19 protein-coding genes and 1 tRNA gene are annotated in these 24,989 nt (G+C 73.9%); 13 read left to right on the top strand and 7 right to left on the bottom strand.

Annotated elements, in window-relative coordinates; translation table 11 throughout:
* Nucleotides 1-230 precede the first annotated feature (230 nt).
* From topA to N5875_RS21230, 4 genes are all read left to right on the top strand, one after another.
* Complete coding sequence (topA, locus tag N5875_RS21215) at nt 231-3,089, top strand: type I DNA topoisomerase (RefSeq protein ID WP_318207990.1); 2,859 nt, start codon at nt 231-233, stop codon at nt 3,087-3,089.
* Between the two features lie 127 nt (nt 3,090-3,216).
* A complete protein-coding gene (tmk, locus tag N5875_RS21220) occupies nt 3,217-6,630 on the top strand; it encodes a dTMP kinase (RefSeq protein ID WP_338495420.1) in 3,414 nt (1,137 codons plus the stop codon).
* A 96-nt stretch (nt 6,631-6,726) separates the two neighbouring features.
* Nucleotides 6,727-7,611 carry an ABC transporter ATP-binding protein gene (locus N5875_RS21225; RefSeq protein ID WP_338495421.1) on the top strand — a complete coding sequence of 295 codons (885 nt, stop codon included), beginning with the start codon at nt 6,727-6,729 and terminating at the stop codon, nt 7,609-7,611.
* On the top strand, nt 7,608-10,028 hold the full coding sequence (locus N5875_RS21230) for an FtsX-like permease family protein (RefSeq protein ID WP_338495422.1): 2,421 nt from the start codon (nt 7,608-7,610) through the stop codon (nt 10,026-10,028). Before N5875_RS21225 ends, N5875_RS21230 begins: the two co-directional genes overlap by 4 nt.
* Before the next feature lies 1 nt (nt 10,029).
* Here N5875_RS21230 and N5875_RS21235 read toward each other — a convergent pair whose 3' ends face one another.
* Both N5875_RS21235 and N5875_RS21240 read right to left on the bottom strand, forming a co-directional pair.
* On the bottom strand, nt 10,030-10,674 hold the full coding sequence (locus tag N5875_RS21235; RefSeq protein ID WP_318207986.1) for a response regulator transcription factor: 645 nt from the start codon (nt 10,672-10,674) through the stop codon (nt 10,030-10,032).
* The gene (locus tag N5875_RS21240) at nt 10,662-11,933 is read right to left on the bottom strand and encodes a sensor domain-containing protein (protein WP_338495424.1); all 1,272 of its coding nucleotides are present in this window, start codon (nt 11,931-11,933) and stop codon (nt 10,662-10,664) included. Before N5875_RS21240 ends, N5875_RS21235 begins: the two co-directional genes overlap by 13 nt.
* A 143-nt stretch (nt 11,934-12,076) precedes the next feature.
* On the opposite strand from N5875_RS21240, the gene N5875_RS21245 reads away from it, so the two are divergent.
* The 5 genes from N5875_RS21245 to N5875_RS21265 all read left to right on the top strand — a co-directional run bounded on the left by N5875_RS21245 (nt 12,077) and on the right by N5875_RS21265 (nt 16,269).
* Nucleotides 12,077-12,250, top strand: coding sequence for a hypothetical protein (locus N5875_RS21245; protein ID WP_318207984.1), 174 nt, complete (start codon nt 12,077-12,079; stop codon nt 12,248-12,250).
* Nucleotides 12,251-12,333: 83 nt separating this feature from the next.
* Complete coding sequence (locus N5875_RS21250; RefSeq protein ID WP_318207983.1) at nt 12,334-13,536, top strand: DNA polymerase III subunit delta'; 1,203 nt, start codon at nt 12,334-12,336, stop codon at nt 13,534-13,536.
* 162 nt (nt 13,537-13,698) lie between these two features.
* The gene (locus N5875_RS21255; protein ID WP_318207982.1) at nt 13,699-15,249 is read left to right on the top strand and encodes an alpha/beta hydrolase; all 1,551 of its coding nucleotides are present in this window, start codon (nt 13,699-13,701) and stop codon (nt 15,247-15,249) included.
* Nucleotides 15,250-15,334: 85 nt separating this feature from the next.
* Nucleotides 15,335-15,408 (top strand) — tRNA-Thr (locus N5875_RS21260).
* A gap of 162 nt (nt 15,409-15,570) precedes the next feature.
* Nucleotides 15,571-16,269 (top strand): pyridoxamine 5'-phosphate oxidase family protein, encoded by a 699-nt coding sequence (locus tag N5875_RS21265; RefSeq protein WP_338495426.1) that lies wholly within the window; start codon nt 15,571-15,573, stop codon nt 16,267-16,269.
* A 48-nt stretch (nt 16,270-16,317) separates the two neighbouring features.
* On the opposite strand, the gene N5875_RS21270 is transcribed toward N5875_RS21265, so the two are convergent.
* Together N5875_RS21270 and N5875_RS21275 are read right to left on the bottom strand one after the other, a co-directional pair.
* Nucleotides 16,318-17,196, bottom strand: a complete 879-nt coding sequence (locus N5875_RS21270) for a sigma factor-like helix-turn-helix DNA-binding protein (protein ID WP_338495427.1) — start codon at nt 17,194-17,196, stop codon at nt 16,318-16,320.
* Between the two features lie 31 nt (nt 17,197-17,227).
* Complete coding sequence (locus N5875_RS21275; protein WP_318207979.1) at nt 17,228-17,608, bottom strand: DUF6479 family protein; 381 nt, start codon at nt 17,606-17,608, stop codon at nt 17,228-17,230.
* Between the two features lie 142 nt (nt 17,609-17,750).
* Between N5875_RS21275 and N5875_RS21280 the strand changes: the two genes are divergently transcribed.
* Nucleotides 17,751-18,260 (top strand): SigE family RNA polymerase sigma factor, encoded by a 510-nt coding sequence (locus N5875_RS21280; RefSeq protein WP_318207978.1) that lies wholly within the window; start codon nt 17,751-17,753, stop codon nt 18,258-18,260.
* A 132-nt stretch (nt 18,261-18,392) separates the two neighbouring features.
* Nucleotides 18,393-19,685: a hypothetical protein gene (locus tag N5875_RS21285; RefSeq protein ID WP_338495429.1), complete on the top strand. Its 1,293-nt coding sequence runs from the start codon at nt 18,393-18,395 to the stop codon at nt 19,683-19,685.
* Between the two features lie 77 nt (nt 19,686-19,762).
* Here the strand turns inward: N5875_RS21285 and N5875_RS21290 are convergent, their stop codons facing one another.
* Nucleotides 19,763-21,454 (bottom strand): bifunctional 3'-5' exonuclease/DNA polymerase, encoded by a 1,692-nt coding sequence (locus N5875_RS21290; protein WP_338495431.1) that lies wholly within the window; start codon nt 21,452-21,454, stop codon nt 19,763-19,765.
* A gap of 70 nt (nt 21,455-21,524) precedes the next feature.
* A complete protein-coding gene (locus N5875_RS21295) occupies nt 21,525-22,769 on the bottom strand; it encodes a LuxR C-terminal-related transcriptional regulator (RefSeq protein ID WP_318207975.1) in 1,245 nt (414 codons plus the stop codon).
* Between the two features lie 141 nt (nt 22,770-22,910).
* On the opposite strand from N5875_RS21295, the gene N5875_RS21300 reads away from it, so the two are divergent.
* Nucleotides 22,911-23,852, top strand: coding sequence for an NADP-dependent oxidoreductase (locus tag N5875_RS21300; RefSeq protein ID WP_318207974.1), 942 nt, complete (start codon nt 22,911-22,913; stop codon nt 23,850-23,852).
* Between the two features lie 85 nt (nt 23,853-23,937).
* A complete protein-coding gene (locus N5875_RS21305; protein WP_338499225.1) occupies nt 23,938-24,534 on the top strand; it encodes a GNAT family protein in 597 nt (198 codons plus the stop codon).
* A gap of 70 nt (nt 24,535-24,604) precedes the next feature.
* Here the strand turns inward: N5875_RS21305 and N5875_RS21310 are convergent, their stop codons facing one another.
* Nucleotides 24,605-24,883 (bottom strand): hypothetical protein, encoded by a 279-nt coding sequence (locus N5875_RS21310; RefSeq protein ID WP_338495434.1) that lies wholly within the window; start codon nt 24,881-24,883, stop codon nt 24,605-24,607.
* Nucleotides 24,884-24,989 lie beyond the last annotated feature (106 nt).

The raw sequence follows: 24,989 nt of genomic DNA on the forward strand, positions 1-24,989 counted from the left end.
CCCCGATCCCCTCTGATCTTGTCGCGCCCCGCCCGACCGGGAGTCCGGGCGGCAGGAATGCCAGGACTCGGGTTACCGTTCGAGTGGCCGTTGCGGGCTTTCGCCGTTTGACACGGGGGCGGGTTGTACCGTCACACTCCGCAGCGACGGGAGCGTCACCGTCCGTGCCGCTGCCGTGCGTGCCAGCGCCGTACGTGCCAGAGAGTGTCGATCCGGAGAGAAGAGCGAAGTTGTCCCCGACCAGCGAAGCCGCACACGGCGGCCGCCGACTCGTCATCGTCGAGTCGCCTGCCAAGGCGAAGACGATCAAGGGTTACCTCGGCCCCGGCTACGTCGTCGAGGCGAGCGTCGGGCACATCCGAGACCTCCCCAGCGGCGCCGCCGAGGTGCCCGAGAAGTACACCGGCGAGGTGCGCCGCCTCGGCGTCGACGTCGAGCACGACTTCCAGCCCATCTATGTCGTCAATGCCGACAAGAAGGCGCAGGTCAGAAAGCTCAAGGAGCTCCTCGCCGAATCCGACGAGCTCTACCTCGCCACCGATGAGGACCGCGAGGGCGAGGCCATCGCGTGGCACCTCCAGGAAGTCCTGAAGCCCAAGGTCCCGGTCCACCGGATGGTCTTCCACGAGATCACCAAGGACGCGATCCGCGAGGCCGTCGCCAACCCGCGCGAGCTGAACCAGCGCATGGTCGACGCCCAGGAGACCCGCCGTATCCTCGACCGCCTGTACGGCTACGAGGTCTCGCCGGTCCTGTGGAAGAAGGTCATGCCCCGGCTCTCCGCCGGCCGTGTCCAGTCCGTCGCCACCCGGCTCGTCGTCGAGCGGGAGCGCGAGCGCATCGCCTTCCGTTCCGCCGAGTACTGGGACCTCACCGGCACCTTCGGCACCGGCCGCACCGGTGACGCCTCCGACCCGTCGCAGCTGGTCGCACGCCTCGCGGCGGTCGACGGCAAGCGGGTCGCGCAGGGCCGTGACTTCGGCGCCGACGGCCGGCTGAAGAGCGACAGCGTCCTCCACCTGGACGAGACGAACGCCCGCGCCCTGGCCGCCGCGCTCGCCGACACCGCGTTCGCGGTGCGCTCGGTCGAGTCGAAGCCGTACCGCCGCTCCCCGTACGCCCCCTTCCGCACCACCACCCTCCAGCAGGAGGCGAGCCGCAAGCTGGGCTTCGGTGCGAAGGCGACCATGCAGGTGGCGCAGAAGCTGTACGAGAACGGCTTCATCACCTACATGCGTACGGACTCCACGATCCTCTCCGACACCGCCGTCTCGGCGGCGCGGGCGCAGGTCACGCAGCTGTACGGCGCCGACTACCTGCCGGAGAAGCCGCGCGTCTACGCGGGCAAGGTCAAGAACGCGCAGGAGGCGCACGAGGCGATTCGCCCTTCGGGTGATCGTTTCCGCACCCCGGCGGAGACCGGTCTGACCGGCGACCAGTTCCGGCTGTACGAGCTGATCTGGAAGCGGACCGTCGCCTCCCAGATGAAGGACGCGACCGGAAACTCGGTCACCGTGAAGATCGGCGGGCGGTCCTCCGACGGCCGTGACGCCGAGTTCAGCGCCTCCGGCAAGACGATCACCTTCCACGGCTTCATGAAGGCGTACGTCGAAGGCGCCGACGACCCGAACGCGGAGCTCGACGACCGCGAGCGGCGCCTGCCGCAGGTCGCCCAGGGCGACGCGCTGACCGCCGACGAGATCACGGTGGACGGCCACGCGACCAAGCCGCCGGCCCGCTACACCGAGGCCTCGCTGGTCAAGGAGCTGGAAGAGCGCGAGATCGGCCGCCCTTCGACGTACGCGTCGATCATCGGCACGATCCTCGACCGCGGCTACGTCTTCAAGAAGGGCACGGCGCTCGTGCCGTCCTTCCTGAGCTTCGCCGTCGTCAACCTCCTGGAGAAGCACTTCGGGCGTCTCGTCGACTACGACTTCACCGCCCGGATGGAGGACGACCTCGACCGCATCGCCCGCGGTGAGGCCCAGTCCGTGCCGTGGCTGAAGCGTTTCTACTTCGGCGAGGCCGAGGGCGGTACGGCCGCCTCCGGCGGTGCCGCGGACGCCGGCAACGGCGACGGGGACCACCTCGGCGGCCTCAAGGAACTCGTCACCGACCTCGGCGCCATCGACGCCCGCGAGATCTCCTCGTTCCCCGTCGGCAACGGCATCATGCTGCGCGTCGGCAAGTACGGCCCGTACATCGAGCGCGGCGAGAAGGACCAGGAGGGCTACCAGAAGGCCGACGTGTCCGCCGACCTGGCGCCCGACGAGCTCACCGTTGAGTACTCCGAGGAACTCCTCGCCAAGCCGAGCGGCGACTTCGAGCTGGGCGCGGACCCGGTCAGCGGCAACCAGATCGTCGCGAAGGACGGGCGCTACGGCCCGTACGTCACGGAGATCCTGCCCGAGGGCACCCCGAAGACCGGCAAGAACGCGGTGAAGCCGCGCACGGCCTCCCTCTTCAAGTCGATGTCCCTCGACACCGTGACCCTGGAGGACGCGCTCCGGCTGATGTCCCTGCCCAGGGTCGTCGGCGCGGACGCCGAGGGCGTCGAGATCACCGCGCAGAACGGCCGCTACGGCCCGTACCTGAAGAAGGGCACGGACTCGCGGTCGCTCACCGAGGAGGAGCAGCTCTTCACGATCACCCTCGAAGAGGCCCTCGCGATCTACGCCCAGCCGAAGCAGCGGGGCCGGGCCGCGGCCAAGCCGCCGCTGAAGGAGCTGGGCACCGACCCGGTCAGCGAGAAGCCCGTCGTCGTCAAGGACGGCCGCTTCGGCCCGTACGTGACGGACGGCGAGACCAACGCCACCCTGCGGACCGGCGACAGCGTGGAGGAGATCACGCCGGAGCGCGGTTACGAGCTGCTCGCGGAGAAGCGGGCCAAGGGACCGGCGAAGAAGACCGCCAAGAAGGCCCCGGCCAAGAAGGCGACCACCGCGAAGAAGACGGCCACGAAGGCCGCGGCGAAGAAGACCACGACCGCCGCGAAGAAGACGGCCGCGAAGAAGACGACGACGGCCAAGACGACGGCGGCCAAGAAGACGACCGCCGCGAAGAAGACGGCGGCCGCGAAGCCGGAGTAGTCGGTACCCGTGTGACGGAAGGGGCGGAGGAAGATTCCTCCGCCCCTTCCGTTCGCCCTGTCACAGGCTCGTCCGGATGTTCGGGCGAAGGCCACGGGGAGCAATCCCGTCCGGATAGGGTGGACGGATGACGCGAGCAGAGCAGCCAGACCGCCTCGGCGATTCCGACGCCGCACTCGTCGCGGATTCCAGGGAGCGTGCCGTACGCGCCCTCTTGCGCCATCAGCCGCTGCGCAGGTTGTGGAGCGCACAGTTCGTCGGCAGCACCGGCGACGCGCTCGCCCTGCTCGTACTCGTCCTCCTCGGCCTCCAGGCGGCCGTGACCGAGGGCGCGCTCGGCGGAGGTGAACGGGGTGCCGCGTTCGCCGTGGCCGCCGTCGTCGGCGTCCGGCTGCTCGCCTCGGTCCTCTTCGGGGCCGTTCTCCTCGGCCCGCTCACCGCGCTCACCGGACCCGGCGGCGCGCTCGACCGGCGCTGGACCATGATCGGCACCGACGGCATCCGGATCGCGCTGCTCGTGATCGCCCCGCTGTGGATCGACTGGACCCCCGGCAGCGCCCTCTGGTACCTGCTCGGCACCGTCTTCGTCACCGGCGCGGCCGAGCGGCTCTGGACGATCAGCCGCGAGGGCGCCGCCCCCGCGCTGCTGCCCGCCCCGCCGATCGAGGGCGGGGCCGTACGGCCGCTGCCCGACCACCTCGGCGCGCTGCGCCGGCTCTCCCAGCGCACCGGCTTCCTCGCCGTCCCCGCCGCGGCCGCCGTCCTGCTCGTCGCCACCCTGATCGGCAACCTCCTCGGTGCCGGAATCGACTGGTTCTCGCTGCACCAGGCCGCCCTCGGCTCGTACGTCGCCGCCGGTCTGTTCGCCGCCTCCGTCACCGTCCTGTACGCCATGGCGCTGCCCGGCGGAGAGACGCCCCGGCCCCGCTCGCCCCTGGAGGGCCTGCGCCGGCCGACCGGGAAGGGCGCCGAGGGAAGCGACGAGAAGGGCGCCGAGCGAAGCGCCGAGAAGGGCCGTACGGGAGCCCTCTCGCTGCTCGTCCTGACCTGCGCCACCGTCGCCGGGGCCATCGCCGCGGCCGCGTCCGTCGCCGTACTCCACGCGTACGACCTGGGCGGCGGGCCCGTCACGTACGCGCTGCTCGTCCTCGCGCTCAGCGGCGCCACCGCCCTCGGCATCCGGACCGCCGGCTCCGTCCTGCCCGTCCTGTCCCGGCGCCGGCTGCTCGCGCTCGTCACCGCGGTCACCGGGGTCGCGCTGATCGCGATGGGCCTGGTGCCGGACACGGCGACCGTGCTGCTCCTCGCCGTCCTCGCCGGATACGCCGCCGGAGTCGCCGCGAACACCGGACACACCCTCGTCGACCAGGAGACCGAGGAGCCCCGCAGGGCCCGCACCACCGAGCACCTCCAGGCCACCGCCCGCGTCGGCATGGCGATCGGCGCGCTCGCCGCGCCGCTGCTCGCCGCCGCGATCGGACCCCACCGGCTCGCCTCCGACTCGGGGACCTTCGTCTTCGACCACGGCGGCGCCGCCTTCACGCTCGCCCTGATCGGCGCCCTGCTGCTGCCGGTCGCCGCGCTCGTCCTCGCGAAGACCGACGACCGGGCGGGCGTCCCGCTCCGGCGCGACCTGCGCGACGCGCTGCGCGGCTCCGACCCGGTGCAGGCGCCCTCCCCGACCGGCTTCTTCATCGCCCTGGAGGGCGGCGACGGCGCCGGCAAGTCCACCCAGATCCAGGCGCTCGCCGAGTGGATCCGGGCCAAGGGCCACGAGGTCGTCGTCACCCGCGAGCCCGGCGCCACCCCCATCGGCAAACGGCTCCGCTCGATCCTCCTCGACGTGTCGTCGGCGGGGCTCTCGAACCGCGCCGAGGCCCTGCTGTACGCCGCCGACCGCGCCGAGCACGTCGACTCCCTGGTCCGGCCGGCCCTGGAGCGGGGCGCGATCGTCCTCTCCGACCGGTACATCGACTCGTCCGTCGCCTACCAGGGCGCGGGTCGCGACCTCTCCCCGACCGAGATCGCCCGTATCTCGCGCTGGGCGACCGACGGCCTCGTCCCGCACCTGACCGTGGTCCTCGACGTCTCCCCGGAGACCGCGCGGGAACGGTTCACCGAGGCGCCCGACCGCCTGGAGTCCGAGCCGCCGGAGTTCCACGCGCGCGTACGGGCCGGATTCCTCGCCCTCGCGGCCGCCGACCCCAGCCGCTACCTCGTCGTCGACGCGGGCCAGGAGCCCGAGGCCGTCACCACCGTCGTACGCCACCGGCTCGACCGGATGCTGCCGCTCTCCGAGGCCGAGGTGAAGGCCGTCGAGGAGGCCCGCCGGAAGGCCGAGGAGGAGGCGCGCCGCCGCGCCGAGGAAGAGGCGGCCCGCAAGGCGGAGGAGGAGCGCCTGGAGCGCGAGCGCCAGGAGCAGCTCGCCAAGCTCCGCGCCGAGGAGGAGGAGCGCAAGCGGCGCGAGGAGGAAGAGGCGCGCCGCCTGGAGGCCGAGCGTCAGGCGGAGGAGGCCCGGCGACGGGCCGAGGAGGCACGCCTCGCCGCGGAAGCCGCCGCCGAGGAGGAGCGCAGGCGCCTCGCGGCCGAGGAGAAGGCCCGTCTGGAGGAGCAGGAACGGCTCCGCAAGGAGGCCGAGGAGGAGGCCCGGCTGCGGGCCGAGGCGGAGGAACGCCGCCTGGAGAAGCAGCGCAAGGCGGAGGAGGCCCTGCTCCGGGCCGAGGAGGCCCGCCGGATGGCCGAGGCAGCGGCTGCCGCGAAGGCGGCGGAAGAGGTCGCGGCGAAGGCGGCCGCCGAGAAGATCGCGGCCGAGGCGGCGGCGAAGGCCGCGGCGGAGCGGGCCGCGTCCGAGCGGGCCGCGGCGGAAGCCGCCGCCACCCTCCGTGCCGAGGCGGCCAAGGCCGCCGCGGAACGGGCCGCCGCCGAGAAGAAGGCGGCGGCCGAGGCGAAAGCCGCTGCCGACGCGAAGGCCGCGCGGGAGAAGACCGAGGCCGAGGCGAAGGCCGCCGCCCTGCGGGCCGCGCGTGCCGCCGAGGCCGCGGCCGTCGAGCTCTCGGCCAACGAGGTCACCCAGCCGACGCCGATCGTGAAGCCGGCCGCCGATCCGGACGCGCCGACCGTCTCGCCCGACGAGGTCACCGTCGCCACGCCGATCGTGAAGATCACGAAGCCGGAGCCGGAGGCGGAGACGAGCGCCCTGCCCCGGATCGGCGAGGAGCGGGCCGCCGACGAGACTGCCGTCCTGCCTCCCGTACGGGACACCGACGAGACCGCAGTCCTGCCTCCCGTACGGGACACCCCGGCGTCCGACCCGGTCGACCGGGTGCCGCCGGGCATCTTCCGGGACACCCGGCCCGCCCGTCAGCAGCCCCAGGGGGCGAACGACCGGACCCGCGAGCTGCCCCAGCTCGACGAGAACGGCCGGCCCCGTCGGCGCTCCGACTGGGCGGAGGAGACCCCGCTCGACGATCTGCCGACGCTCGCGGACGAGCTGTTCGGCCCGCACGACGACGAGGACGAGGGCCCGCGGCGCCGCCGCTGATCCTCGCCTCCCCGGCTGGGGGTGGAGCTAGCTCCACCCCCAGTCCGGAAGCCAGCCCCATACCGCGCTGACCTGCGTTTTTCTAGCGTTGTCGGTATGACGACGACTGTAGTGACGGAGAGCGGTGCCGCCCGCGCCCTGGATGCGGCCCTCGCCCTGGACGGGGTGAGCCGGACGTACGGGCGCGGGGCCCCCGCGCTCGACGGGGTGAGTCTGGCCGTGCCGCGCGGCCGGTTCGTGGCGGTGATGGGCCCGTCGGGTTCCGGCAAGTCCACCCTGCTGCGGTGCGCGGCGGGACTCGAACGGCCGACGACCGGGACGGTACGGATCGGTGGCACCGACCTCGCCACCCTGAAGACGGCCGGTCTCACCCGGCTCCGCCGGGACCGGATCGGCTTCGTCTTCCAGTCGCTGAACCTCGTCTCCGCCCTCGACGTGCGGGAGAACGTCACTCTGCCGCTGCTTCTCGCCGGAGCCCGGGAGGGCCGGGAACTCGACGCCCGTGCCCTCGCCGGGCTCGCGGCCGTCGGCCTCGCGGACCGGGCCGGCGACAGGCCGGAGAACCTGTCCGGAGGCCAGCGCCAGCGGGTGGCCATCGCCCGTGCCCTGATCAACGAACCCGAGGTCGTCTTCGCCGACGAGCCGACCGCCGCCCTCGACCCGGTCACGGCGGCCGGCGTCCTCGCCCTGCTGCGGCGCGCGGTCGACGAGCGGGGGACCACGGTCGTCCTCGTCACCCATGACCCGGTGGCGGCCGCCTGGACGGACGAGGCCGTGTTCCTCGACCGGGGCAGGCTCGCCGGACGTCTCGACCGTCCGGACGAGTCGGGGGTACGGGAGATGCTCGGCGCGCACCTTCCGGGCGGGCACTCGGCGGATGCGTATGCGGCGGGCGGGCACTCGATGGGCGCTCACGCGGGCGCGTACTCGGCGGGCGCGCGTGCCGGTCACCCGTTTCGCCGGACGGCGGTGTCCAGGTGAAGCCGCTCGGGAACCCGGCGGTCCGGCTGCTCGCCGTCCGCTCCCTCCGGGCGCACCGGAAGGCATGGGCGGCCGTGTTCGCCGCCGTCACCGTGACCTCCGCGCTGTTCGGCGCCCTGGCCCTCGCCGCCGGCTCGGCGGGGCTCGGCCACGCGCGCGTGGAGCGGTACGCGGCCGCGCCCGTCGTCGTCGCAGGTGACCAGGCGGTCCGCTGGACGACGAAGCCGTGGGGCGGCGAGACGGAGACCCAGTCGGCCGGTCTGACCGAGCGGGTACGGATCCCCGCCGCGACCGTCGACGTGGTGCGGGCGGTGCCGGGGGTCCGGGCCGCGGTGCCGGACCACACCTTCGTCGTACGGGAGTCGGGGGCGGGCGGCCCTTCGGACCCGAGGGCGTACACCGGGCGGTCCTGGGAGGCGGCTCGGCTGGCCCCGTACCGACTGATCGACGGGCGCGAGCCACGCACCGCCGGAGAGGCCGTCCTGGGGTCCGGCGCCGGGGCGCGGGTCGGGGACACCGTCGCCGGGCGGAAGGTCGTCGGCCTCGCCGACGGGCCCGCCACGCTGTACGTCACGGCGGCCGAGGCGCGGAGGCTCGCCGGGCAGCCGGGCTCCGTCGACGCCGTCGGCGTGCTCGCCGACCCCGGCGTCCCCGTGGACACCCTCCACGCGCGCGTGCGGGCGGCCCTGGACCGGGCCGGACTCAAGGACACCGCTTCGGGGCAGCCGCTCCGGGCGCTCACCGGCGACGGCCGCGGCGGTGCCGAGCACCTCGCCGCGGCACCCGCGCGCATGGAGCTCCTCCAGCTCCTCGCGGCCGTCTCCGGAACCGTCGTGCTCGTCGCCGTACTCGTGCTCGCCTCGCTCGTCGCGCAGGCACTGCAGCAGCGCGCCGGTGAGCGGGAGTTGCTGCTCTCGGTCGGTGCGACACCCCGTCAGATCCGGGTGGCGGCCGGCCGGGAGGTGACCCGGGTGGCGGGGCTCGCGGCGCTGTGCGGCGCCGTCGCGGCCGTACCGGTGTTCCTCGGGCTGTGGTCGGCGCTCCGGGCCCGTACCGGAGTCGTCCCGGACGGCCTCGAACTCCCCTCCCCGCCATGGCTGTTCGCCGCTTCCCTGCTCGTCGCCGCCGTGGTCGTGGGGATCACCCGGCTCGTCGTCCTCTTCGCCGCCCGACGGCCCGGGCGCCCGGGGAAGGGCGGCGTGCGGCGGGTCGTCGGCATCGCGCTGGTCCTGCTGGGCGTGGCATCGGCCGTCACCGCCGCGGCCCAGGGCGGTGAGGCGGCCGCCGCCGCCGCCGGGGCGGCCACGGTGACGCTGGTCGCCGGGTGCGCGGTGCTCGGGCCCTGGATCGCGGGGGCCGCGATGAAGGCCCTCGACCTGCCGTTCCGCCGGCTCGGCGGCGCGCCCGGACGGCTCACCGCCGCCGGTGCGAGCGCCCACTCGCGGCGTCTCGGGGCGGCGCTCGTACCGGTCGTCCTCGTCACCGCCTTCGCGCTCGTGCAGCTCTCGGCGGGCACGACCATGGGGCGGGCCGCCGACGAGCAGGCGCGGGCCGCGACGACCGCGGACCTCGCGCTCTCCGGCACGACGGCCGAGCGGGTGCGGCGGCTGCCGGGCGTCGACGCGGCCACCGACGTGCTGCGGTCGACGGTCGTCCTGGCGCGCACGGAGGCCGGCGCGCCGCGCCTCGACCGGCTTCCGGTGCTCGGCGTGGACGCGGCGGGCCTCGCGGGCACGCTCGACCCCGGGGTCGTCGCCGGTGACCTGGCCGGACTCGCCCGTACGGGCACGGTCGCGGTCGGCGCGGACATGGCCGACGCGCTGGACGCACGACCCGGTTCGACGGTGGACCTGCGGCTCGGGGACGGCACACCGAAGCGGCTCCGGGTGGTGGCGGTGTACGAACGCTCGCTCGCGCTCGGCGAGTTCCTCCTCCCGAAGGCCGAACTCGCCCCGCACATGAGCGATCCGTACCCCGCGCGCGTACTGGCGTCCACGGAGAAGCCGGGCTCGGGTTCCTCCGTGGTGCCCGAGCGGGTGACTCCGCCGGGCGCCGAACTCAACGGCATCGTCTCGGCCGTGATCGTCTCCGCGATCGGCGGCCTCACCCTCCTCTCCGTCCTCAGCACCCTCACCCTGATCGGCGCGGGACGGCGCGGCGAACTCCAGCTCCTCGGCCAGGTGGGCGCGTCGGCCGGTCAGCTGCGTCGGATGCTCGGCCTGGAGGCGGGTTTCCTGACCGCCACCGGCCTGCTCGTCGGCGTCGTGGTGGCCGCGCTGCCGCTGACCGCCTTCGCCTGGTCGCTCACGGGCGGGCTGCCGTACCTGCCGCCCGAGCAGGCGGCGCTGATCGCCGGCACGGTGGTGGTCACGGTGGTGGCGGGGGTGTTCCTGCCCTCGCGGCGACAGCGGGCATGACTCAGGCGTCGAGGTAGGCGAGGACGGCGAGGACCCGGCGGTGGCCGCCGCTGTCGCTCGGCGGCAGGCCGAGCTTCAGGAAGACATTGCCGATGTGCTTGTGCACGGCCCGCTCGGTGACCACCATCGAGCGGGCGATCGTGCCGTTGTCGTGCCCCTGCGCCATCAGTTCGAGGACCTCGCGCTCGCGGGGCGTGAGGGAGTCCAGCGGGTCGTCGCGGCGGCGGGCGAGCAGCTCGGTGACGACCTCCGGGTCCAGGGCCGTACCACCGGCGGCGACCCGTTCCAGGGCGTCCAGGAACTCGTCCACCCGGCCCACCCGGTCCTTCAGGAGGTAGCCGACGCCCCGCGCCCCGCCGCCCAGGAGCTCGGCGGCGTACGTCTCTTCCACGTACTGGGAGAGGACGAGCACCGGAAGGCCGGGCAGCTGCGCGCGGGCCGCGAGCGCCGCACGCAGCCCCTCGTCGCGGAAGCCGGGCGGCATCCGTACGTCGAGGACGGCCACGTCCGGCCGGTGCTCCAGGAGCAGCGGCAGGACCTCGGGGCCGGTGGCCGCGACCCCGGCGACCTCATGGCCGGACGAGGTCAGCAGCAGCACGAGGCCCTCCCGGAGGAGGACGTTGTCCTCGGCGATCACCACACGCACGGAAGCTCCACTTCGATCACGGTCGGCCCCCCTTCGGGGCTGGTCAGTCGTACGGTGCCGTCGAGCGCGGCGACCCGGCGGCGCATGCCGACGAGCCCGGAGCCGCCGCTCTCGCCGGCCTCGGCGCCGCCGCGGCCCTCGTCCGCCACGCGCGCGCGGAGAGCGGCCGGTTCGCGGGAGAGGACGACGGAGGCGCGGGTCGCGCCGCTGTGCTTCGCGGCGTTGGTGAGGGCCTCGGCGACCACGAAGTAGGCGGCGGCCTCGACGGCGGCGGGGGCGCGGGGGGCGGTCGCGCGGACGGTGTCGAGCTGATCCGGGCGGCCGCCGGGGGTGCGGGCGGTGGCGCCGTGCTCCGGCCGGTCGCCGGGGACGGGGTCGGGGGTGTGGTCGGCCAGACCCGTCACGGACACCTCCACCTCCAGGCCGCTGCTCGCGGCGAGGGCCCGTACCGCCCCGGTCAGGCCCCGGTCGGTGAGGATCGGCGGGTGGATGCCGCGCACCACGTGCCGCAGCTCGGCCAGCGCCTCCTCTGCCTGCGTCTGCGCGTCGTCGAGGAGCTTCCGCGCGGTCACGGGATCGGAGTCGTACGCCCGCTTCGCCAGGCCGATCCGCATCGAGAGCGCCACGAGACGGGCCTGCGTGCCGTCGTGCAGATCGCGTTCGATCCGGCGCAGCTCGGCGCCGTGCGCGGCGATCGCGCCCGCCCGGGTGGCCGTGAGCTCCTCGACCCGGGCGGCGAGCGCGGCGGCTCGCGCGGCCGAGGGGGTCGGCGTGAGCAGTGCGCGCGACCACTCGGCCTCCAGGTCGGCGAGCCGTCCGATCAGCGGCAGGAGCACCGGCCGCCGCCCCGCGAGCCCGGTCACCACGCCGTCGACCAGCAGTGCGGGCGGCCACAGGACCAGCGAGGCGAACCAGACCCCCATGCCGTAGACCAGCTGCGCGGCAGCCCAGATCAGGTCCCGCCCCGTGCCCGGGTCGGTGACGGCGGCCCGCACGCGCGCGGGGAGGGCGCCTTCGAGCGGCAGATACGCCTCCGGGACCGGCGTCCCGGTCCGGGCGGCGGTCCGGCGCCGCTCCCGGCCGGCCAGGCGGCGCAGCAGCAGCACGCTCTCGGGGAGCACGCCCGCGCCGATGACGGTGACGGTCAGGAAGGCCGTGAAGAGGGCGACGCCGACCATCAGGTAGCAGAGGAGCGCGACCGCGGCCCCGCTCAGCAGGTGGAGCGACGCCCGGCCGGATTCCTTGATCGCGTCGCGCATACCCGCCAGGTTATGCGGGAGGACCCGAGGGGCGCGGTGGAGCGGGCACCACCATCGATCCGGGTGCGGGCACCACTGTGCCGGAGCGCGGGGCGGACGAAGATCGAATCAACTTCCCCACCTCACGATCCACGGAGACCATCATGCGGTTCCTGCTCTGGCTGCTGCTCACGGCGAGCGTCCTCGGCAACGCCTACGTCAACACGCTCGCCGGCTGGACCGGCTCCACCCAGATCGTCGCCAGTGTGGGCACCGGCGTGGCACTGCTCGGTTCCGCCGTCGGTCTGTGGCTCACCCGTCCCCGCACCGAGGCATGAACCCGGCGTACGGCTCCGTCCGCCCGGCGGGGGTTGTCAGAGGACTGCCCCACAATGGAGGGCGTACCTGAGGAGGGGCAGACATGGCCGTATGGGACGACCTGGTCGGACAGGCGAAGGTCGAGGAGCAGCTCGCCGCGGCCGCGCGGGACGCCGACGCGCTCGTGACCGCCCATGCCGCCGGAGAGCCCGACCCCGAGGCCTCGACGATGACCCACGCCTGGCTCTTCACCGGACCGCCGGGGTCCGGGGTGGAGACCGCCGCGCGGGCGTTCGCCGCCGCGCTGCAGTGCGTGAGCCCCGACCGGGCGCTCGGCGGGGCGCCGGGCTGCGGCTTCTGCACCGGCTGCCACACGGCACTGGTCGGCACCCACGCCGACATCACCACGGTCACCGCCGTCGGGACCGTGGTCAGGGCCGAGGAGATGCGTGACACCGTCCGCAAGTCGTACACCGCGCCCGCGAACGGTCGCTGGCAGGTCATTTTGGTGGCGGACGCCGATCGGTTGAACGAGAAGTCGGCCAACGCGGTTCTGAAGGCCGTGGAGGAGCCCGCTCCGCGCACCGTCTGGCTGCTCTGTGCGCCTTCGATCGAGGACGTGCTGCCCACGATCCGCTCCCGGTGTCGCCACCTGAACCTCCGGACACCTCCGGTGGACGCGGTCGCCGACGTGCTCGTACGGCGTGACGGCATCGAACCGGAGACGGCCCACGCGGCCGCCCGCGCCACCCAGGGACACATCGACCGCGCCCGGCGGCTCGCCACCGACGAGCGGGCCCGCGCGCGCAGGGCCGCCGTCCTCAAGGTGCCCCTGCGGGTCCACGACATCGGCGGTTGCCTGAAGGCCGCCCAGGAGCTGATCGACACGGCGACGCAGGACGCGAACGAGGTGGCGGAGGAGGCCGACACCAGAGAGACCGAGGAGCTGAAGGCGGCTCTCGGTGTGGGTCCCGGCGGGCGGCTGCCGCGGGGCACGGCCGGGGTGATGAAGGACCTGGAAGCGGACCAGAAGCGGCGCAAGAAGCGGACGCAGATCGACAGCCTGGACCTCGCGCTCACCGAACTGACCGGCTTCTACCGCGATGTCCTGGCGCTCCAGCTGCGCTCGCGCACGGCCCTCGCCAACACGGACGTACGGGACGCGATCGAGCGGATCGCCCACGACACCACGCCGGAGCGCACCCTCCGCCGTATCGAGGCGGTCCTGGCCTGCCGCGAGGCCCTCGACCGGCAGGTGGCCCCGCTGCTCGCGCTGGAGGCGATGACGCTGGCGCTGCGGGACTAGGGAGCGTCCTTCCGATCGGGCCGGTCCCGGTGGCGTGCGGCAGATCGGGTCCCGGAGGCGTCCGGCAGGTCGGGTCCCGGAGACGTCCGGCCGGCCGGGCCCCTGTGGCGTCCGTCCCAGTCGATTGGACACGGTGCGTACCGCTCCGGATACGCTCCGGGAATGGACTCCAGGCGCTTGCTCCGTACGTCCGCCACGGCCCTCGCGGCCGCCGGGCTGATCCTCTCCGGCTGCTCGGGCGGAAGCGACGCGGCGGCGTCCCGCACCACGGCGGCGGCCCGGCAGGCCTCGCCCTCCTCCCCGCCCGAGGCGCTGAAGAAGTTCTACGCCCAGCAGCCGAAGTGGCGCGACTGCGGCGTCACGGGCTTCCAGTGCGCGACCCTGCGGGCCCCGCTGGACTACGCGAAGCCGGACGGGGAGCAGATCGACCTGGCAGTCTCGCGGATCCGGGCGACGGGCCCCGGCAAGCGGCTCGGTTCGCTCCTGGTCAACCCGGGCGGCCCCGGCGGCTCCGCCGTCGGCTACCTCCAGGGGTACGCGGGCGTCGGCTACCCCGCCCCCGTCCGTGCCCGCTACGACATGGTGGCCGTCGACCCGCGCGGAGTCGCGCGCAGCGAGCCGGTCGAGTGTCTGACGGGCCCCCAGATGGACACGTTCACACAGGTCGACCAGACCCCCGACGACAGCGCGGAGGTCAACGCGCTGAGCGCCGCCTTCAAGGTCTTCTCGGCGGGCTGCGCGAAGAAGTCGCGGGCGATCCTGCCGCACGTCTCCACGGTCGAGACGGCCCGTGACATGGACATCCTGCGGGCGGTGCTCGGCGACGAGAAGCTCAGCTATGTGGGCGCCTCGTACGGCACGTTCCTGGGCGCCACGTACGCCGAGCTGTTCCCGGACCGGGTCGGCCGCCTCGTCCTCGACGGGGCGATGGACCCGTCGCTGCCGGCGATCGACCTCAACCGCGACCAGACCGCCGGGTTCGAGACCTCGTTCCGGGCCTTCGCCGCGGACTGCGTGACCAAGCCGGACTGCCCGCTGGGTACGGAGTCGGTCGCGGCGGCCGGCGAGGCGCTGAAGAAGTTCTTCCGCGACGTGGACGCCGAGCCGGTGCCCACCGGCGAGAGCCGGGCGCTCGGCGAGTCCCTCGCCACCACCGGGGTGATCGCGGCGATGTACGACGAGGGCGCCTGGCCCCAGCTGCGGGAGGCCCTCACCCGGGCGATCGGCGGCGAGGGTTCGGGCCTCCTGGCGCTGGCCGACAGCTACTACGAGCGGGAGGCGGACGGCACGTACGCCAACCTGATGTTCGCCAACGCGGCCGTGAACTGCCTCGACCTGCCCGCCGCCTACGCCGGCCCCGCCGACGTCTCGAAGGCCGTCCCGTCCTTCGAGAAGGCCTCCCCGATCTTCGGCAGGGGCCTCGCCTGGGCGGCCCTCAACTGCACCTCCTGGCCGACCCCGCCCACCGGCGGCCCCCACCGCATCACCGCCGAGGGCGCCGCGCCGATCCTGGTCGTCGGCACCACCCGCGACCCGGCCACCCCGTACAAGTGGGCCCAGTCCCTGGCCGGCCAGCTCTCCTCCGGCACGCTCCTCACCTACGAGGGCGACGGCCACACGGCGTACGGCCGGGGCAGCGACTGCATCGACACGGCGATCAACACCTACCTCCTCGACGGCACCCCTCCCGCCGAAGGAAAGCGCTGCTCATAGGCCCTCTCCGGGGGTGGTCGGAGCACCCTCGGAAACTGTGTAGACTTGGCGTCGCTGCTGCACCCACCATGGGTTCGGACGGCGTGCCGCCTTAGCTCAGTTGGCCAGAGCAACGCACTCGTAATGCGTAGGTCTCGGGTTCGAATCCCGAAGGCGGCTCGGAATTACCCCAGGACTCACTCGCCGTGACCTGGGGTTTTTTCATGCCCGGAATCGGCCGCGTCCGGCGTTTCGACAGGTGGGCGGTGGTGGCGGGGTGGGGGTCGGAGGTCGTACAAATCCCGGAGATCTTTTGCGTCGGTCGAGGAACCTGGGGGAAGCATGAGCGGCGGCGGCACGGACAGGGCTGGTGGGGGCGACGCGTCGGTCGTCACCGAGCGGACCCGGTTGCGGCGGATGCGGGAGAAGGGCAGCCATCGGCGGGCCGATCTGGACGCCGTGCTCGGGGCCGGGTTCCTCTGCCATCTCGGGGTCCCCGTCGACGGGACGACGATGGTGGTGCCCACCGCGTACGGCGTCGAAGGCGATCAGCTCTATCTGCACGGGTCCGTCGCCAGCCGCAGTCTCGTCCAGGCGCCCGACACCACCGTCTGTGTCACCGTCACCCACGTCGACGGGCTGGTCCTGGCCCGTTCCGTCTTCGAGCACGGGGTGAACTACCGCTGCGCGATGATCTACGGCGTCCCCCGCGTCGTGACCGACCCGGACGAGAAGCTGCGCGGCCTGCGGGCGCTCACCGAGCAGAGCTCCCCGGGGCAGTGGGAGTACGTACGGCAGCCCAGCCGCAAGGAACTTGCCGCGACCGCCGTGCTCGCGCTCGACCTGACCGAGGCCTCGGTGAAGACCCGCAGCGGGCCGCCGGACGACGGTGATTCCGAGGACGCGGCGCTCGGCCTGTGGGCCGGAGTGCTGCCCGTGGTGACCACCTTCGGCGAGCCGGTCACCGATCCCGTGCTGCCCGCCGACGTCGTTCCGCCCGCCCATGTGGCATCGCGTGCGGGGCGCGTCCTCGGGGAGTGAGCCGGCGCGCGTGCGCCGGGGGCCTGCGGAGAGGCGCGGCCGGGGCGCTCAGAGCTGGAGCTTCAGGCGGCCCAGGTGGTCCTCGTCCGACAGGGCGTCGATCGCCGTGATCCGGCCCTCCAGGACGGTGAAGGCGAACACGAGCCGCGGGTCGCCCTCCGCCGGCCAGGCCAGCCCAGCGGCCCCGTCCACCAGGGCTTTTCTGGCCGTACTCACCTGGCCGGCGAGCGCCTCGGCGACCGCGCCGGAGCCGTGCACGGTCCTCGCCCCGGCCCGTTCGGCCGTGGCGTCGACCCGCAGCACCACGTCGGGGTCGAGGAGGTCGTGCAGGGCGGCGGCGTCGCCGCTCGTCGCGGCCGTCAGGAAGGCCGCGACGACGTCCCGCTGGCGCGGCAGGTCCGGCTTCGGCATGTCCTCGGCCTCCCGGAGCCGGTAGCGGGCCCGGCCGGCCAGTTGGCGGGCGGTGGCCGGGGTGCGTTCCAGGATGAGGGCGATCTGCTCGTACGGAACGGAGAACTCCTCGTGCAGCACGAACGCGAGCCGTTCCGGTGGTGTCAGGCCGTCGAGCGCCGTCGGCGGAGGTGGTTCGTCCGGGGCACGAGGATGGGTCGGCATGCCCGAAGCCCAGGGGTCCCACGGGTCCCACGGGTCCCGGGGGTGCTCTCGGTGGGTCTCGCGGGACCGGAGCCGGTCCAGGCTGGCGCGCGCGACGGCCTCGGTCGGGTCGTACAGGGCCGGGACCGGGCCCGGGGCGATCGGGACGTGCCGGGCAGGCCAGGTCCTCCGCACCTCCTCGACCGCCTCGTCCGCCTCCTCGAAGGTGCCGAGGAGGCGGTACGCGACGGCCCGCAGGTGTGCTCGGTGCTCCTCGAAGGGAGCTGTGGGGAGAGCTCCCCGGGGCGTTGCGGTGACAGCGTTCTCATCCACGGGGCGTGGCCTCCGTCGGGCAGGTAAGGATTCAGTCGCCGTGCCCCGTGCCCCCACTGCCGAAGCCTCCGCTGGAGATCCCGCCCCACTTGCGCTTCTCCTCGGTCGGCGGGCCGGGCGCCGCCTCCGAGCCGTCCTTGAGCTGGTACGGCATGAGCCGGTGCTCGCCGTCCGTATGGGGCATCTCGGCCGGCCTGCGGTACTCGGACATCTCGCCCGGCAGACCGCTGTCCTCCGGCCGGTGCGGCTGATCCTCCGGCTTGGGCGGGGCGGGCTCGCGGTTGCGGATCCGGAAGCCCAGCCAGAACGCCGTGATCAGTACGGCCACGAGGACCAGCCCGCCGAGCACCTGCGCGAGGCCTGACTGCCAGACTCCCGCGGCCAGGGTCTGGGCTGCGCTGAGAGTGTTCATACTCCAGGATTACCCCTTTTCTGCACTTTTGGACGCGCTCGGCGAAGACGCCTGCAGATTCCCCTGAAACATTTGCCGCGCCCCGTCGCGTCAATGAGGTGTACGGCGACCACACCATGTGACCGCGAGGGAAAGGAGGGGTATGAGAAAGTCCCGCGCGGACGAGTTCCTGGAGTTCGCCGCCGCACGCACGGGCCCGCTGTTCCGCTCGGCATGCCTGCTGACCAGTGGGGACACCCATCTCGCCGAGGACCTCACCCAGGAGACGCTCGGCAGGATGTACGCCCTGTGGGGCCGCATGTCCCGGATCGGGAACCCCGCCGCGTACGCCCAGACCGTGCTCGTCCGCACGTTCCTCAGCCACCAGCGGCGCCGGTCGGCCACCGAGCGCCCGCTCGGCGAGCTCCCCGACCGTGCCCCCGACAACGGCGAGGACCCGGCGCTCCGGATCGCGCTGCTCGACGCGCTGGCCGGACTCGCGCCCAAGGACCGGGCGGTCGTGGTGCTGCGGTACTGGGAGGACCGCAGCATCGAGGAGACCGCCGACGCCCTGCACGTCAGCTCCGCCGCGGTACGCACCCGCTCCGTACGCGCCCTGACGAAGCTGCGCGAACGACTCGGCGGCAGCATCGCCGAGTTCGCCGCCCGCTGACGGCGAGACCGCTGACGGCGAGACCGGTGGCGGCGAGACCGGTGGCGGCGAGACCGCTGACGGTCGGACCGCTCACCGCAGGCTTTCTCTTCCACGCTTCTTCATCCACTGACCGGAGACGGTGAATTCGACATGCCTCAGAACGAAGGCCCCCAGCACGAAGGGTTCGAGGACGAGCTCGGCGCGATCCTGCGGCGCACCGGCGACGGCTTCGCCGCCGACGACCGGCGCGAGCTGGTCGACGGCGGGCTGCGGCGCGGCAAGCGGCGGCTGGTCCGCCGTCGCCTCGCGATGACCGGTGGCGTCCTCGCGCTCGCAGCCGTCGGCATCGGAGGCGTGTACGGCGGTTCTCTGATGTCGCCCGCCGCGGACTCGTCGACCACCTCCGTGGCGGCGCCCCCCAAGCCCAAGCCCAGCTCCACCACCCACCCCGCCCCCGGGAGGCAGCTGCCGGCCGAGCCGAAGATCCCGGTCAAGGACATCGCCGCCGCCCTCAAGGCCAACGCCCCGGCGGGAACCTGGGAGATCGACGGCCTCGACGGCTTCGGCCAGTCGGCCGGCGGCGTCTTCGACGACGGCGACGGCAAGGCAGCCGTCACCGTCGGCCTCTACCGCGCGGGCACCGGCGAGGCGGGCGAGGACCAGGTGGACTGCCCCGACAAGGTCGCCGTCCCCTACGACGACTGCACCGAGGAGAACCTGCCGAACGGCTCCCGGCTCATGATCTTCCAGGGGTACGAGTACCCCGACAAGCGGGTGGAGACCAAGGTGTGGCGTGCGGTCCTGCTCACCCGGGACGGCTTCCTGATCGACGTGAGCGAGTACAACGCCGCCGCCGAGAAGGGCTCTCCCATCAGTCGTGAGAACCCGCCCTTCACCCCCGCCCAGCTCAAGGCGCTCGTCACGGCAGACGACTGGGGCCCGCTGACCGCGCAGCTGCCCGAGCACGTGGACATGTCCGGCGGCGAGGGCGCGGCCCAGCCGCCGGCCGAGCCGAGCGCCACCGGCATGATGAACACCCTGAGCTCGCTCCTGCCCAAGGGCCTCACGGTCGTCAACAAGGGCGGGCAGTCCGGGTACGCCTATGTGGTCGTCGACGACGGCAAGGGGAAGAGCCTGGTCCAGATCAACGTCCAGCCGAACATGTCGGACGTGGCCGACTCCCTCTTCGGCAGCGGAGACGTCACGACGCTCCCCGACGGCCGCAAGGTCAAGCTCACCCAGCAGCCGGGCGAGAAGGGCGGCGAGGGCGTCGTCTGGTGGACCGTCGACACCATCACGCCGGAGGGCTTCCGGGTCGTCGTGTCCGCCTTCAACGCCGGCACGCAGCACGAGGCGGCGACCCGCGCCGAGCCCGCGCTGACGATGGAGCAGCTGCGGTCGACCGCGCTGAGCCTGAGGTGGCAGACGCTGCCGCTGAAGTAGCGGCCGGACGGACCGGTGACGGGCCCGCACGCACCTGCGTGCGGGCCCGCCTGCCTGTCCCGGAGGTTTCCCCGCGGCTACTTCGCGTCCGCGTACCGCTCCACCGTGGCCACCGTGAACGGGAACCGCACCGGCGTGTCCCCGAACGCGATCCGGCCCGCCTCGTCCCCGGCCGCCCGGATCGCCGCCGTGACCGCCTCCGCCTCCTCCGCCGGGCAGTGCACGATCACCTCGTCATGCTGGAAGAACACCAGCTCCGCCCGCATCCCGGAGAGCGCGCGCCGCAGTGCCGCCAGCATCAGCAGCGCCCAGTCGGCCGCGCTGCCCTGCACCACGAAGTTACGGGTGAACCGGCCCCGCGCCCGCGCGTTCCCGGAGGCGTACCCGGGGGTGAACTCCCCCTCCTCCGCCGCCGGTTCGCCGCCCTCCTGCGGCAGTCCTGCCTCCTCGTCCTCGCCCGAGCCCACCGCCCGCGGGCTGGTCCGGCCCAGCCAGGTCCGGACGAGCCGGCCCTCCTCGCCCGCCTTCGCCGCCTCGTCGACATAGGCCACCGCGCGCGGGAAGCGGCGCCGCAGGGCCGCCAGGTTCTTCAGGCCGTCGCCGCTGGTCTGCCCGTAGATCGCGCCGAGGAGCGCGATCTTGGCGTGGTCGCGGTCGCCGGAGAAGGCCCGGTCCGAGAGCCGGGTGTAGAGGTCGTCCGGGTGACCCGCGACCTCCATCAGGCCCGGGTCCCGGGAGATCGCGGCGAGCACGCGCGGCTCCATCTGGTCGGCGTCCGCCACGACGAGGCGCCAGCCCTCGTCCGCGACCACCGCGCGCCGGATCACCTTCGGGATCTGCAGGGCCCCGCCGCCGTTGGTCGTCCAGCGTCCGCTGACCGTGCCCCCGGGCAGGTACTCCGGCCGGAAACGGCCGTCCCGCACCCAGTCCTGGAGCCACGACCAGCCGTGCGCCGTCCAGATCCGGTACAGCTTCTTGTACGCGATCAGCGGCTTCACCGCCGGGTGGTCGAGCTCCTCGAGCTCCCAGCGGCGGGTGGACTTCAGCCGCACCCCGGCCTGCGCGAAGGCCTTCACCACGTCGGCGGGCAGATCCGGCCGGACCCGGCGCCCGAAGGCCGCCGACACCTCGTCCGCGAGCTCCGCGAGGCGGCGCGGCTCGCCCCCGCCCGCGTACCGCTCGCCGAGCAGCTCGTGCAGCAGGTCCCGGTGCACGTCCGCCCGCCACGGCAGGCCCGCCCGGTGCATCTCGGCGGCCACCAGCATCCCCGCCGACTCGGCGGCCGTGAGCAGCCGCATCCTGCCCGGGTGCTCCGCCCGTTCGTGGCGGCGCAGCTGCTCCGCGTAGACCGCGAGGAGGCCGTCGAAGGGGACGGAGACGACGGGGCGCGGCTCGAAGAGCGAGTCCTGCGAACCGGGCTCGGCGCCGCGCTGGGGCGGATCGGGCGGCACGGGGGCGTTCCGCAGGCGCGCCCAGGCCGCCGCCGCGGAACGGGGCTCGCCGAGCCGCCCCTCGTGGCCCAGGAGCAGCTGCTCGGCGTCCTCCACGTCGTAGCACCGCTCGACCCGTACACCGCCGGCCAGGAGCCGGGGGTACACCTCGGGCGTCGACCGCCACACCCAGCGCGCCACCTCGGGTCTGGCCCGTACGGCCGCCACCAGGTCCGGCTCGCGCCGCACGTCCCCGGCGGGCAGCCCGTCCGGGCCGAGGGGCACGAGCAGCGCTCCGTCGCCCTCGGCCTGGGGCGCGAGTGCCCACCGATCGGTCATGGGTGCGAGTCTGGCACCCGACACTGACAACGCCCGCCGTCGTGGGCCGGGTGGGTGCACGCCGTGGGCTCTACGCCGCCGCGTGGAAGAGGGCCGCCGCCTCGCCGCGGGAGTCGACGCCCAGCTTGTTCAGGATGTTGGCGACGTGGAACTTCACCGTCGACTCACTGATGTGCAGTTCCTCCGCGATCCGCCGGTTGCGGTGCCCGAGCGCCAGGTGACGCAGGACCTCCACCTCCCGCTCGCCGAGGCCGGTCAGCGGGTGTGCCGCCTCGACCGGCGCGGCCGGTGCCGCCAGCGGGATCACCGCCGTGATCGTCGTGCCCCAGCCCGGTACCGCGTCCATGTCGAGCCGTCCGCCGAGCACGTCGAGCCGGTCCTTGATCGTGCCCGCGCCCAGGTCGCAGGGGGCGAGCGCGCCCGCGCCGTCGTCCCGTACCGAGGCCCGCAGTTCGTGTTCGGTCAGCTGCCAGCCGACGTGGATCCGGTGCACCGAGTCCTGTTCGAGCACGATCAGGAGCAGGGACCGGACGATCGCCCGCGCGCTGTGCGCCACATCCGCCGCGAGCGAGCGGTCCGAGTCCGGTGCGCCCAGGTCGAGCCTGACCTGGCTGTGCCGCAGCATCGGCCGGAGTTCGGCGGCGAGCCGCTCGAAGGCGTCCTGGGCCGGTTCCTCCGCGAGCATCCGGTCCCGCCGCTGCGCCGCCCGCATCTCGATCAGCGCCGACGCGGCCAGGTCGGTCGCGGTCACCCGGGCCGTGGTGTCGTCCAGGGCGCGGCTGCGCAGCACCCCGAGGACCCCGGAGAGGGCTGCCGAGTGTGTGGCGGTCAGTTCCGCGATCACCCGCGCCCGGGTGTCGGCCGCCGCCCGCGAGCGGGCCAGGGCGCCCGGCAGGGCCTCCGTCGCGAACCGGTCGAAGTGGCCGGCCACCAGGTCCCACAGCGCCTGCGCCACGGCGAGTTCGGCCTCGCCGGCCGGGACGCTGCCGTCCTCCCGTACGAGCACGAGCACCGCCCCGCGCCGGGTCGCATGGCTGGTGACGGCGACGACCTCACGCCCCCGGCCACCGATCGTCGCCACCCCCTGCCAGGGGCTCCCGGGCACGCCGGCCGCGAGCAGCGGGGCCAGTTCGGAGGCGGTGAGCAGCTCCGTACCGCCGAGGGTCTTGAAGGGGGAGTGGGCGCAGTGGGTGGAGAGTTCGGCCGCGTCCACGTGCGGGACGAGCGGCGCGAGGGCGCCCGAGACCTTGGGGAGGATCTCTCCGAGCGGCTGCCGGATGATCTCGTACGCGGTGGTCAGCGTGTGCGCGTCCATGCGAGGGAGCGTACGCGGGGAGGGGCGGGTCGCGGCCGGTCTTTCGGCCAGGTGGGACTGGCCGTTGGGAGGGCGGGGCCAGGGTGGGCGCGGCCGCAGGCTGGGACCCGTCGAAGTGAACGGGCGGCTGTGGAGGCTGAGATGGAAGCGATCGTGTACGAGGAGTTCGGCGGTCCCGAGGTGCTGCGTCACGCGGCGGGTGTCGCCGTGCCGGAGCCCGGCCCCGGCGAGGTCCGCGTCAAGGTGGCGGCCGTCGGGGTCAACCCGGTGGACTGGAAGCGGCGTTACGGCTGGGTCGAGGAGTTCTACCCGACGACCTTCCCCGCCGTCCCCGGCCTGGAGTTCGCCGGCACCGTCGACAAGCTCGGCGAGGGCGTCACCGGTCTGACGGTCGGCGACGAGGTCCTCGGCTGGACGAAGACCGGTGCCTACGCCGAGTACGCGATCGCCGGCATCGTCGCGCCCAAGCCGGCCGGGCTGTCCTGGGAGGCCGCCGCGAGCCTCCCGGTGGCCGGCGAGACGGCACAGCGGGTCCTCGACCTGCTCGGGGTGCGGGCGGGCGAGACGCTGTTCCTGCACGGTGCGGCGGGGGTCGTCGGCTCGGTGGGCGTCCAGCTCGCCGTCGCCGCCGGGGTCACGGTGATCGGCAGCGCGTCCGAGTCCAACCACGCGTACCTGCGCGCACTCGGCGCGATCCCGGTGGCGTACGGGGAGGGCCTGGCCGAGCGTGTACGGGCCGCCGCCCCGGACGGCGTCGACGCGGTCTTCGACGCGGCCGGGCACGGGGTGCTGCCGGTCGCGATCGAGCTCCTCGGCGGAGGCGAGCCCGGCGCGGGCGAGGCGGCGAAGGAGCGGATCGTGACGATCGCGGACGTGGACGCGGAGAAGTACGGAATCGTGTTCTCCGGGGTCCTGGGCGACCCCGACGCCGTACGGGCCGGACTCACCGCCCACGCGCGCGGGGCGGCGGCCGGGACCCTCACGGTCCGGCTCGCCGAGACGCTGCCCCTGAAGGAGGCGGCGCGGGCCCAGGAGCTGAGTGAATCGGGGCACGCGCGCGGGAAGTTGATCCTGGTGCCGTGACCCTGCACGTCCCGGTGCGCGGGTGAGGGAGGGTGAGAGGATCCCTCCGCCGCGAGTGGCGGTCCTGACCTGGAAGGCGACGACGATGTACGCGATACCCCTGGGAGACGACGGCGCGGAGCTGCGCCCGCTCGAACCGTGGCAGGCGGAGGAGTTCCTGGCGCACATGGACCGGGGACGCGAGTTCATCGGCGCGCGCAACGGCCTCCCCGACGTCGTCACCGACCTGGAGTCGAGCCGCGCGTTCCTCCGGTCGTACGCGGAGAAGGTGGCCGCGGACTCGGGCCGCATCCACGGCATCTGGTCCGACGGCACCCTTGTCGGCGCGGTGATCCTCCGGCAGCTGGACACGAAGAGCGGCAGGGCCGAGGCGGGCTGCTGGCTGGAGCCGGCAGCCGTCGGCAAGGGCCTGGTGACCCGGGCGGCGCGGGCGCTCGTCGACTGGGCGATCGAGGTACGGGGGATCCACCGGGTCGAGTGGGTGGTCTCCTCCGACAACGAGCCGAGTATCGCGGTGGCCCGCCGCCTCGGCATGACCAGGGACGCCGTCCTGAGGGGGAGTTACCCGTACCGGGGCCGGCGCCACGACGAGGAGGTCTGGTCGGTCCTCGCCCCGGAGTGGAGGGCGGCGAAGTCCGCGTCCGCGGGGGAATCCCTGGGAGCGAGGGAGGGCGGGGCCTGAGGCGGGTTCGCGTCGGGGCCGGGGCGGCACGGGGGTGCGTCCCGGTCCAAGGGCCCCGTCCCCGTCCTGTCTAGGGCTGCTCCGGGGTCGGATGGGCGACGAAGACGCTCAGTCGGTACGTCGTCGGGTGCGTCGAGCGTCCGCAGAGCGTGTCCAGCCGGACCGCGTCCCGGTCGAGGCCGGGCTCCTCGGTCCGTAGCCGTCGGAGTTCCGCCCGCCACTCCGACTCGTCCTTCGTCGCGTAGCGGAGCTCCCAGCGTCCTGCGTCCGGCCCGAAACGGTCCCCCTCGCGCGAGAGCTCCGCGAACCCCTGCTGCCGCTGTCTCTTCCGCTTCCGCTGTCCCGGCACAGGATCGATGATCGCCGTCCCGCGGCGCGCGCCGCAAGGCGTTTCGTGTGGGTGGACGGGGCGGTGACCCGGCTCCGACCCCGGTCACCGCCCCGTCCGTCCCACC

This window comes from Streptomyces sp. SJL17-4 (genome assembly GCF_036826855.1).
Lineage (GTDB): Bacteria > Actinomycetota > Actinomycetes > Streptomycetales > Streptomycetaceae > Streptomyces.

Excerpts from the sequence above, each read along its gene's own strand:
- tmk (WP_338495420.1), top strand. The coding sequence starts at position 3,217 with ATGACGCGAGCAGAGCAGCCAGACCGCCTCGGCGATTCCGACGCCGCA.
- N5875_RS21225 (WP_338495421.1), top strand. The coding sequence starts at position 6,727 with ATGACGACGACTGTAGTGACGGAGAGCGGTGCCGCCCGCGCCCTGGAT.
- N5875_RS21240 (WP_338495424.1), bottom strand. The coding sequence starts at position 11,933 with ATGCGCGACGCGATCAAGGAATCCGGCCGGGCGTCGCTCCACCTGCTG.
- N5875_RS21245 (WP_318207984.1), top strand. The coding sequence starts at position 12,077 with ATGCGGTTCCTGCTCTGGCTGCTGCTCACGGCGAGCGTCCTCGGCAAC.
- N5875_RS21250 (WP_318207983.1), top strand. The coding sequence starts at position 12,334 with ATGGCCGTATGGGACGACCTGGTCGGACAGGCGAAGGTCGAGGAGCAG.
- N5875_RS21255 (WP_318207982.1), top strand. The coding sequence starts at position 13,699 with ATGGACTCCAGGCGCTTGCTCCGTACGTCCGCCACGGCCCTCGCGGCC.
- N5875_RS21265 (WP_338495426.1), top strand. The coding sequence starts at position 15,571 with ATGAGCGGCGGCGGCACGGACAGGGCTGGTGGGGGCGACGCGTCGGTC.
- N5875_RS21275 (WP_318207979.1), bottom strand. The coding sequence starts at position 17,608 with ATGAACACTCTCAGCGCAGCCCAGACCCTGGCCGCGGGAGTCTGGCAG.
- N5875_RS21280 (WP_318207978.1), top strand. The coding sequence starts at position 17,751 with ATGAGAAAGTCCCGCGCGGACGAGTTCCTGGAGTTCGCCGCCGCACGC.
- N5875_RS21285 (WP_338495429.1), top strand. The coding sequence starts at position 18,393 with ATGCCTCAGAACGAAGGCCCCCAGCACGAAGGGTTCGAGGACGAGCTC.
- N5875_RS21290 (WP_338495431.1), bottom strand. The coding sequence starts at position 21,454 with ATGACCGATCGGTGGGCACTCGCGCCCCAGGCCGAGGGCGACGGAGCG.
- N5875_RS21295 (WP_318207975.1), bottom strand. The coding sequence starts at position 22,769 with ATGGACGCGCACACGCTGACCACCGCGTACGAGATCATCCGGCAGCCG.
- N5875_RS21300 (WP_318207974.1), top strand. The coding sequence starts at position 22,911 with ATGGAAGCGATCGTGTACGAGGAGTTCGGCGGTCCCGAGGTGCTGCGT.
- N5875_RS21305 (WP_338499225.1), top strand. The coding sequence starts at position 23,938 with ATGTACGCGATACCCCTGGGAGACGACGGCGCGGAGCTGCGCCCGCTC.